Annotated in this window: 7 protein-coding genes; 2 read left to right on the plus strand and 5 right to left on the minus strand. The window is 61.2% G+C overall.

Annotated elements, in window-relative coordinates:
- A partial coding sequence (gene uvrA / locus ACM62Q_RS12595) for an excinuclease ABC subunit UvrA (protein WP_415037114.1) occupies window positions 1-2,324 on the minus strand: 2,324 nt, incomplete at its 3' end.
- Between the two features lie 166 nt (window positions 2,325-2,490).
- Between uvrA and ACM62Q_RS12600 the strand changes: the two genes are divergently transcribed.
- Entirely contained in the window at window positions 2,491-4,098 is a 1,608-nt protein-coding gene (locus ACM62Q_RS12600; protein ID WP_415037116.1) for a methyl-accepting chemotaxis protein, read from the plus strand.
- 745 nt (window positions 4,099-4,843) lie between these two features.
- On the opposite strand, the gene rdgB is transcribed toward ACM62Q_RS12600, so the two are convergent.
- Genes rdgB through ACM62Q_RS12620 form a run of 4 tightly spaced genes read right to left on the minus strand, consistent with a single transcriptional unit; the run spans window position 4,844 to window position 8,038 of the window.
- Window positions 4,844-5,431 (minus strand): RdgB/HAM1 family non-canonical purine NTP pyrophosphatase, encoded by a 588-nt coding sequence (gene rdgB / locus ACM62Q_RS12605; RefSeq protein WP_415037118.1) that lies wholly within the window; start codon window positions 5,429-5,431, stop codon window positions 4,844-4,846.
- Window positions 5,428-6,144: a ribonuclease PH gene (gene rph, locus ACM62Q_RS12610; protein ID WP_415037120.1), complete on the minus strand. Its 717-nt coding sequence runs from the start codon at window positions 6,142-6,144 to the stop codon at window positions 5,428-5,430. The genes rdgB and rph overlap by 4 nt, the downstream gene beginning before the upstream one ends.
- Window positions 6,145-6,176: 32 nt before the next feature.
- Window positions 6,177-7,097, minus strand: a complete 921-nt coding sequence (locus ACM62Q_RS12615; RefSeq protein ID WP_415037122.1) for a PP2C family protein-serine/threonine phosphatase — start codon at window positions 7,095-7,097, stop codon at window positions 6,177-6,179.
- On the minus strand, window positions 7,094-8,038 hold the full coding sequence (locus ACM62Q_RS12620) for a serine/threonine protein kinase (RefSeq protein ID WP_415037124.1): 945 nt from the start codon (window positions 8,036-8,038) through the stop codon (window positions 7,094-7,096). Before ACM62Q_RS12620 ends, ACM62Q_RS12615 begins: the two co-directional genes overlap by 4 nt.
- A gap of 78 nt (window positions 8,039-8,116) precedes the next feature.
- Here ACM62Q_RS12620 and ACM62Q_RS12625 point away from each other — a divergent pair.
- Window positions 8,117-8,661 (plus strand): YicC/YloC family endoribonuclease (locus tag ACM62Q_RS12625; protein ID WP_415037126.1); only part of this gene is annotated, 545 nt, incomplete at its 3' end.

An 8,661-nucleotide genomic window follows, 5' to 3' on the forward strand; every position in this document is an offset into this window, starting at 1 on the left:
ATTTCCAGGGTTTCGCGGTTGTAGCGCTGGCCGTGGCAGACGTCGCACGGCACGTAGATGTCCGGCAGGAAGTGCATTTCCACCTTGATCATGCCGTCGCCCTGGCAGGCTTCGCAGCGTCCGCCCTTGACGTTGAAGGAGAAACGCCCCGGCAGATAGCCCCGGACGCGGGCTTCCGGCACTTGCGAAAAAAGCTCGCGGATGGGAGTCAGCAGGCCGGTGTAGGTGGCCGGGTTGGAGCGCGGCGTGCGGCCAATGGGCGATTGATCGACGTTGATCACCTTGTCGAACAGATCGAGCCCGGTGATTGCCTTGTGCGGCGCGGGTTCTGCCGTGGAGCCGTAGAGATGGCGGGCGGCAGCGGCATAGAGCGTGTCGTTGATGAGGGTCGATTTGCCGGAACCGGAAACGCCGGTGATGCAGGTGAATAGGCCGACCGGCAGTTCCAGTGTGACGTCGCGCAGGTTGTGGCCGTGTGCGCCGATGATGCGTAATTGTTTGTCCGGATCAGCCTGCCGACGTTTTTCCGGCACGGCGATGGCACGCTGGCCGCTCAAATAGGCGCCGGTGAGAGAGGCGGGGTTGGCGGTGACTTCTGCCGGCGTGCCGCGGGCGACGATGTGGCCGCCATGCACGCCCGCGCCGGGGCCGATGTCGACCACGTAATCGGCGCTGCGGATGGCGTCTTCGTCGTGTTCCACCACCAGCACGCTGTTGCCCATGTCGCGCAGGTTTCTGAGCGTGGCGAGCAGGCGGTCGTTGTCGCGCTGGTGCAGGCCGATGGAAGGTTCATCGAGCACGTACATGACGCCGGTCAGCCCGGAGCCGATCTGCGAGGCCAGGCGGATGCGCTGCGCCTCGCCGCCGGAGAGGGTTTCCGCCGAGCGTTCCAGACATAGGTAGTCGAGGCCGACGTCGATCAGGAAGCTTAAGCGGGCGGTGATTTCCTTGAGGATCTTGTCGGCGATCTGCGCCTTGTGGCCGGGCAGTTGCAGGCAGTTGAAATGATTGCGCGCCTCAGTGAGCGGCAGGCGGTTGATGTCGTGCAGGGTTTTTTCGCCGACCCGCACATGGCGCGCCTCGCTGCGCAGGCGGCTGCCGTCGCACTGCGGGCAGGTCGAGTTGCTGATGTAGCGGGCCAGGTCTTCGCGCAGGCTGGCCGAATCGCTGGAACGGTAACGCCGCTCGATATTGGGAACGATGCCCTCGAAAGTATGGTGGCGCTCGATGCGCGGGCCTTTGTCGGAAAAATGCAAAAAGCGGATGACTTCCTTGCTCGAGCCATACAAAAGAATCTGGCGCAGGTCTTCCGGCAGCTGATTAAACGGCGTATCGAGCGAAAATTGGTAGTGTTCGGCCAGTGATTCGAGCAGCGGAAAGGTGAAGGGATTCTTTTTGTCCCAGCTGCGAATCGCCCCGGCGGCAAGCGACAGATGCGGCGCGGCGACGATGCGCTGCGGATCGAAAAACTGAATCACCCCCAGGCCGTCGCACTTGGCGCAAGCGCCCATCGGGCTGTTGAAGGAAAACAGGCGCGGTTCCAGTTCCTGCAAGGCGTAGGAACAAATGGGGCAGGCGAATTTGGCGGAAAAGAGCTGCTCTTCGCCGCTGTCCATTTCGAGTGCCAGCGCTCGGCCGTCGGCGTGGCGCAGCGCGGTTTCGAAGGATTCCGCCAGGCGCTGGCGCATGTCCTCGCGCACTTTTAAGCGGTCGACCACGACATCCACCGTGTGTTTGTGCGATTTCGTCAGTTTCGGTACGGCATCAAGCTCATACACCGTGCCATCGACGCGTACCCGGGCAAAACCCTGGGCGCGCAGTTCGGCAAACAGATCGAGCTGCTCGCCCTTGCGGTTGGCCACCACGGGGGCGAGGATCATCAGCTTGGTTTCGGCCGGCAAGGCGAGCACGCTATCGACCATTTGCGACACCGTTTGTGCCGCCAGAGGATGTTGGTGCTCCGGGCAATAGGGCGTGCCGGCGCGGGCGTAGAGCAGGCGCAGGTAATCGTGGATCTCGGTAACGGTGCCAACGGTGGAGCGCGGGTTGTGGCTGGTCGCCTTTTGTTCGATGGAAATCGCGGGCGACAGGCCTTCGATCAGATCGACGTCGGGTTTTTCCATCAACTGCAAAAACTGCCGCGCATAGGCGGAAAGCGATTCGACATAGCGCCGCTGCCCCTCGGCATAGAGCGTGTCGAAAGCGAGCGAGGATTTGCCGGAACCAGATAAGCCGGTAATCACGATCAACTGGTTGCGCGGCAGATCGAGGCTGATATTTTTCAGGTTATGCGTGCGAGCGCCGCGAATACGCAAGGTGTCCATGGGGCGGGGGCGGTCAGGGGGAAAGGCAGCACTATACGCAAAAGCGGCGCGGCTGGGCGGCAGGAGTGGTGAGTGGAGTGGCGAGCTAACACAATGTCACTTTGTGTTACTGTAAATGTGTTGTTTAAGTAGTGAAATTCATAAAAACCAAACAAAAGGAAGAAAAATGAGCTTCAAAACGCGGATTGTGGCGGCTTTTTTGGCGGTTTTTGGCGTATTCCTGCTGGCCGCCGGCTTTGCTTTGTTTGGTTTGAATCAGGTCAAACAAAGTTTCATTCAACACATCGATCACGATGTGGCCTTTGAGCGCGCCGTGGTCGGCATGTATGCCCAGGGGCTGCAAAGCGGCCAGGCATTGCGCAATGTCACACTCAATCCGGCCAATAAAACCGGGCACGATAACCTCGCCAAAGCGCTGGAAGAGTTCGAGCTGCATTTGCAGCAGGCGCAGCGTCTGGCGCAGGGGGTATCAGCGCAAAGCGAATTGCTGCAACAGGTGCAGAAAGTGGCGCAGGAGCGCCAGCAGCTGATTGGCGAGATCGTCACACTGGCGGTGGCGGGCGACCAGGCGGGGGCGGTCGCCTTGATCAACGCCAAGGAAACACCGCTCTGGCGGCAAAATCGCAGCCTGCTCGTCGATGAGATGAAGCGCTTGCAAGAAGATCTGGAGCTGGCCAAGCAGACGACGCAAGGCACGATCGAGCGCTCCGAGCGCGTGATGATGTTCCTCGTGCTGCTCAGCGTGGTGGTCGCCATGGTTTTATTGACGCGGGTATTGCGCACCTTGACGCAACAGCTGGGCGCAGACCCGGCGCAGGTCTGCGCAGTGGCCGAAGCGGTGGCGGCGGGGGATTTGGGTGTGACCATCGCGACGGCGCAGCCGGGCAGCGTCATGGCCGCCATGGCGCTCATGCGCGAGCGCCTGGCAGATATGGTCGGCGGCATTCGTGACAATGCTGATGCTTTGCTGCAGGCGGCAAATGCTTTGCAGGCCGAGGCCGGGCAGGCGGCGGAGCGTTCCAGCGAACAAAGTGAATCGGTTTCGGCAGTGGCCGCCGCGATGCAGGAAATGACGGTCGGCATCGGGCAGGTCAGTGAACACGCAAGTGAGGCGCGCAGCTGCGCCGAAGAATCCGGTGATTTGTCGTGTCAGGGTGGCGCGGTAGTCGATCGCGTGGTGCAGGGCATGGCCCAGGTTGCCGAATCGGTGACGGAGTCCGCGCAGGTGATCTCTGCGCTGGAGCAGGAATCGGAAAAAATCGCGGCAATCGTCGGCACGATCAAGGAAATTGCCGACCAAACCAATCTGCTGGCCTTGAATGCGGCGATTGAGGCGGCACGCGCCGGCGAGCAGGGGCGTGGTTTTGCCGTGGTCGCCGACGAGGTGCGCAAACTGGCCGAACGCACGGCGCAATCGACGGTGGAAATCGCTACCACGGTGGACGTGGTGCGTAACGGCATCCAAAGCGGCGTGGGGCGCATGGAAACCGGGGTGCGGCTGGTCAATACCGAATCGGCCGATGTGGCGGAGGCAGGAACCACCATCGCCAATTTGCAAAACTATGCTGGGCAGGTGGTGCGCGCGGTCAATCAGATCGGCGATGCGCTCGGCGAACAAAATGCCGCCAGCAGCGAAATCGCCCGCCGGGTGGAGGTCATCGCCCAAATCAGCGAGCAGAACGCGGCAGCGATTCAACAGAGCGCCAGCGCCGCAGGAGAGCTGCAGCGCCTGGCGCAGGCGTTGAGTGAGGCGGTGCGGTATTTTCGGGTGTGAGAGGGGCTAAGTCTCGGTTACTAGGCTGTTGTTTGTTGCTTTTCGGGCTGGGTTCTTTGTTTTACCGCCTGGTTCCGCGCTGCGGCGCGGGCGTACTTTCTTTTGCTTGCCCAAAAGAAAGTAGCCAAAGAAAAAGGCACCCCATGGTCGACGCCCCGCTGCGCGGGGTGCCTTGCGCTACTCGCCGGGCCGGGCGGCTGGCTAAACTCGCCGCTATGCGGCTCAGACATAGCCAGCCGAAAGCCCCCGGCCCGCCTGCGTTGCTCAGCGTCTTCCAAGGGGAAGAAAAACCCGTCGGGTTCGGGTAGCACAAAAATATCCGCTTTTTTCGGGTACAGAGATAAAACAGTTTTTCTCTTGATTTGCCATGCTTGGTGCCAGGGTTGACCGGGTTCCAGTCATGAACCTCGGCTGCTCGTGCCGGAAAAAAGCCAGAATTTTCGACAGCTCCCAAACCCGGATGGTTTTTCCCCCATGAGAGGTGCCGAGCAACGCAGGGCTTGGCGGAGAAAGGGCAAGCATGTTTGAGGGGCGCAGCCCCGAGTTTGCGCCGCCCCCGCCAAGACCGAGTAGCGCAGGGAAGCCCCGTAGGGGCCACCGAACCGGGGTGCCTTTTTCTTTGGCTACTTTCTTTTGGGCAAGCAAAAGAAAGTACGCCCGCGCCGCAGCGCGGAACCAGGCGGTAAAACAAGGACCCCGGCCCGAAAAGCAAACCCCCTAAAATCCCTAAAACCCCGCCCCCCCCCTAAGCCCCTTGCAGCCGCGCCAGCAGCCTCTGCATCGCCTGCCCGCGATGCGAAACCCGGTTTTTCAATTCAGGCTCCAGTTCGGCGGCAGTCCGGCCCAGTGCCGGAACGAAAAAGAGCGGATCGTAGCCAAACCCCTCAGTACCCCGTAATTCAGTAAGAATTTCACCGTGCCACTCACCTTCGGCGATGAGGGGTTGCGGGTCATTGGTGTGGCGGCAGAGCACCAGGCAGCTGACGAAATGGGCGCGGCGGTCGGTGTGGGGAGCGAGGTCGGCGAGCAGTTTTTCGTTGTTGCGCGCATCCGATTTCGGTTCGCCGGCGTAACGGGCGGAGATGACGCCGGGCGCGCCGGCCAAAGCGTGCACGCACAGGCCGGAATCGTCGGCCAGTGCTGGCAGGCCACTCAGGCGGGCGGCGTGGCGGGCTTTGGCGAGGGCGTTTTCGATGAAAGTGGGGTGCGGTTCCTCGGCTTCCGGGATGCCGAGTTCGCCCTGGGGAATCAAGACGTAGCCCAGGGGGGCGAGCAGGGCGTCGAGCTCTTTGAGTTTTTTGGCGTTATTGGAAGCCAGTAGCAGCTTTTTCATGTGGTCAGCGCCTGTTTTTGGGCGGCGACCAGTTGGCGGATGCCGGCTTGTGCCAGGTCGAGCAGGCTGTTCATCTGTTCGCGGGAAAACGGTGCGCCTTCGGCCGTGCCTTGTACTTCAACCAGGCCGCCGCTGCCGGTCATGACGACGTTCATGTCGGTGTCGCAGGCGGAGTCTTCCGGGTAGTCGAGATCGAGCACCGGGCTGGCCTTAAAAATACCGACCGAAACGGCGGCGATGTGGTCGCGCACAGGGTTGGCGGGCAGTTTGCCGGTTTGCACGAGTTTTTCGCAGGCATCGTAAAGGGCGATCCAGGCTCCGCTGATGGCGGCGCAACGGGTGCCGCCGTCGGCTTGCAGGACGTCGCAGTCGAGCGTGATCTGGCGCTCGCCCAAGGCTTTCAAATCGGTCACGGCGCGCAGCGAGCGGCCGATCAGGCGCTGGATTTCCTGGGTGCGTCCGGTTTGTTTGCCTTTGGCCGCTTCGCGTGCCGTGCGGCTGTGGGTGGCGCGCGGCAGCATGCCGTATTCGGCGGTCACCCAGCCCTGGCCCTTGCCGCGCAGGAAGGGCGGCAGGCTTTCTTCGACGGAAGCGGTGCACAGCACGCGGGTGTTGCCCATTTCGATGAGTACCGAACCTTCGGCGTGACAGGTGAAGGCGCGGGTGATTTTGAGCGGACGCAGTTGGTCCGCAGAACGCTGGCTGGGGCGCATGGTTTTCCTTGAATGGGGTGGGTGAACCGGGCTTAAATTTTCCCCGGCTTGAATTTGTCGATGGCGGCGCGGATTTCTTCAATCGCCGCTTCGATGTCGTCTTCCGAGAGCTCGCTTTTGTAATTGGGGTTGCGCCCGAACTCGTCGAGGCGAGTGGTTACTTCGCTCAGGCCCATGGTGTGGGTGGAGATGAGGCTGCTCTCCGGTTCGACATAGCCGTCTTCCCAGCGCACGGCGACGATGGAGAGATTGTCGCCGCGCGGCCCGCCGAGCTTTTCGGCTTGCGTCATGATTTTGGGCAAGGTGTTGAGGAAGTTGGCCTCTTTCAGCTTGCCGGCGATGATTTCGCCGGGAATCGTGCCCCACAGGCCGTCGGTGCATAGGGCGATGATGTCGTCGCGCTCGAGCGGGGTTTTGCGCGAGAGGTCGATTTCCGGTACCGAGGGGCTGCCCAGACAGCTGTAGATTTTATTGCGGTCCGGGTGGGTGAGTGCTTGCTGCGGGGTGATCAAGCCCTCTTCCAGTAGCAGACGGATGCGCGAATGGTCTTTGGTTTGCACCATGATGCGTCCGTTGCGCATCAAATAGAGGCGCGAATCGCCCACATGCGCCCAATAAGCAATGCTGTCCTGGACCAGGCAGGCAACGCAGGTGGTGCGCGGCGATTCGCTCAGAGCATGGCGTTCGACGTAATCGAGGATGGCCAGATGGGCGCGGCTCATGCCCTGCTGCAAAAAACTGAAGGGATCGATGATGCGCGGCTGGGCCTCACTCTGAAAGGCATCGGCAAAGGTCTGGACGGCGATTTGTGCGGCAATTTCGCCGTGGTGGTGGCCACCCATGCCGTCGGCGGTGACCATTAACAAGGCATCGCGCGAATAGCAGTAGGTGGTGCGATCTTCGTTGTTTTGCCGGCCACCTTGGCGGCTGTCTTGGTAAATGGTGAATTTCATCGGGCGTTTGCTCGGAAACGGTTGACGAAGCGGCCCATCCAGCCTTCCTTGTGTTTTTCGTGCTGCGGGGTTTCGGCCACCAGGGCTTTTTGCAGGGAAAAGACGCTTTGCGGACGATACAGGTGATTGAGGTTCATGCACCAGTCGATGATTTCCAGCAGGCGGTCGGAGTATTTGCCTTCCCAGCGCACCATGGCGGGGATCAACTGATCTTTTTTCAGGCGCTCGTCGGCTGGCTGTGGGGCAGCGCCGGCCAGGCAGGCGTACATCGAGGCACCGACGCTGTAGATGTCGCTCCACGGCCCGAGATGCTTGCGCTCGCCATAGTGTTCCGGCGAGGCGAAGCCCGGGGTGTACATCGGCTTGAGCATGGGTTGGTCGCTGGCCAGGGTTTGCCGGGCAGCACCGAAATCGATCAACACCGGCGTCAGGTCGCTGCGCAGATAGATATTGGCGGGCTTGAGATCCAGGTGCAGCAGTTTGTTGGTGTGCACTTCACGCAAACCATTCAGCATGCGGGTGAACACGCCGCGCATGAAACGTTCGGACAATTTGCCGTGGTGACGGCGGATGTGCTCCTGCAAGGTGCAGCCGTGCTCGTATTCCATCACCATGTACACGGTATCGTTGGCGCGGAAAAAATTCTGCACCCGCACCACGTTCGGGTGCGACAGCATGGCCAGCGCCCGGCCTTCTTCAAAAAAACATTTCATGCCATAGCGGAAGGCACCAAGATGGTCTTCGGTAATCACCGGGCGGGTTTCGCCGTTGGCGCGCAGGGCCAGGGTATTGGGCAGATATTCCTTGATCGCCACCTCTTTGCCTTCAGGATCGCTCGCTAGGTACACGATGGAAAAGCCGCCGAGCGAGAGCTGGCGCTTGATGGTGTACTCTTCCAGGGCAAAGCCGCTGGGTAGGGGAGCGTTGGCTTGTTCCGCCATAAGTCTCGCGGTTATGATGCAATCAAGCGGCCATTGTCGGCTGTGTTGCCCGCCCTGTAAAGCAAAGAGGTAGTTTCGATGATCTGCAGTATGACCGGTTATGCCGCCTGCGCCCGCCCCGTTGAGGGCGGCAGTGTGCAGCTTGAAATCAAGAGCGTGAATTCGCGCTATCTGGATTTTCATTTTCGTGTCGGTGAAGAGCTGCGCGCCAGCGAACTACCGCTGCGCGAATTGTTCGCCAGCCAGATCAAACGGGGCAAGGTCGAATGCCGCTTGTCTTTTCAGACGCAGCAACAGCGCAGCGACAGCCTGCAGTTGAATGTGGATTTGCTGGCTGCCCTGAGCCAACTGGGCGAGGCGGTGCGGGCGCGTCTGCCGGATGCTGCGCCCTTGTCGGTCAATGAGATTTTGCGCTGGCCCGGTATGTTCGGTGAGCAGCGCATCGATTTTGCCGCCCTGGTGCCGGAAGTGCTGGCAACGGCGCGCGAGGCGCTGACCGAATTTACCGCCAGCCGCGCCCGTGAAGGCGAAAAACTCGCCAATGTACTGCGCGACCGCGTCGCCGACATGCGCGCCATCGTCGCCGAAGTCGCCCCGCGCATCCCGCAGGCGCAAGCCGCCTT

The sequence above is a fragment of the Azonexus sp. genome (assembly GCF_047638095.1).
Taxonomy (GTDB): domain Bacteria; phylum Pseudomonadota; class Gammaproteobacteria; order Burkholderiales; family Rhodocyclaceae; genus Azonexus.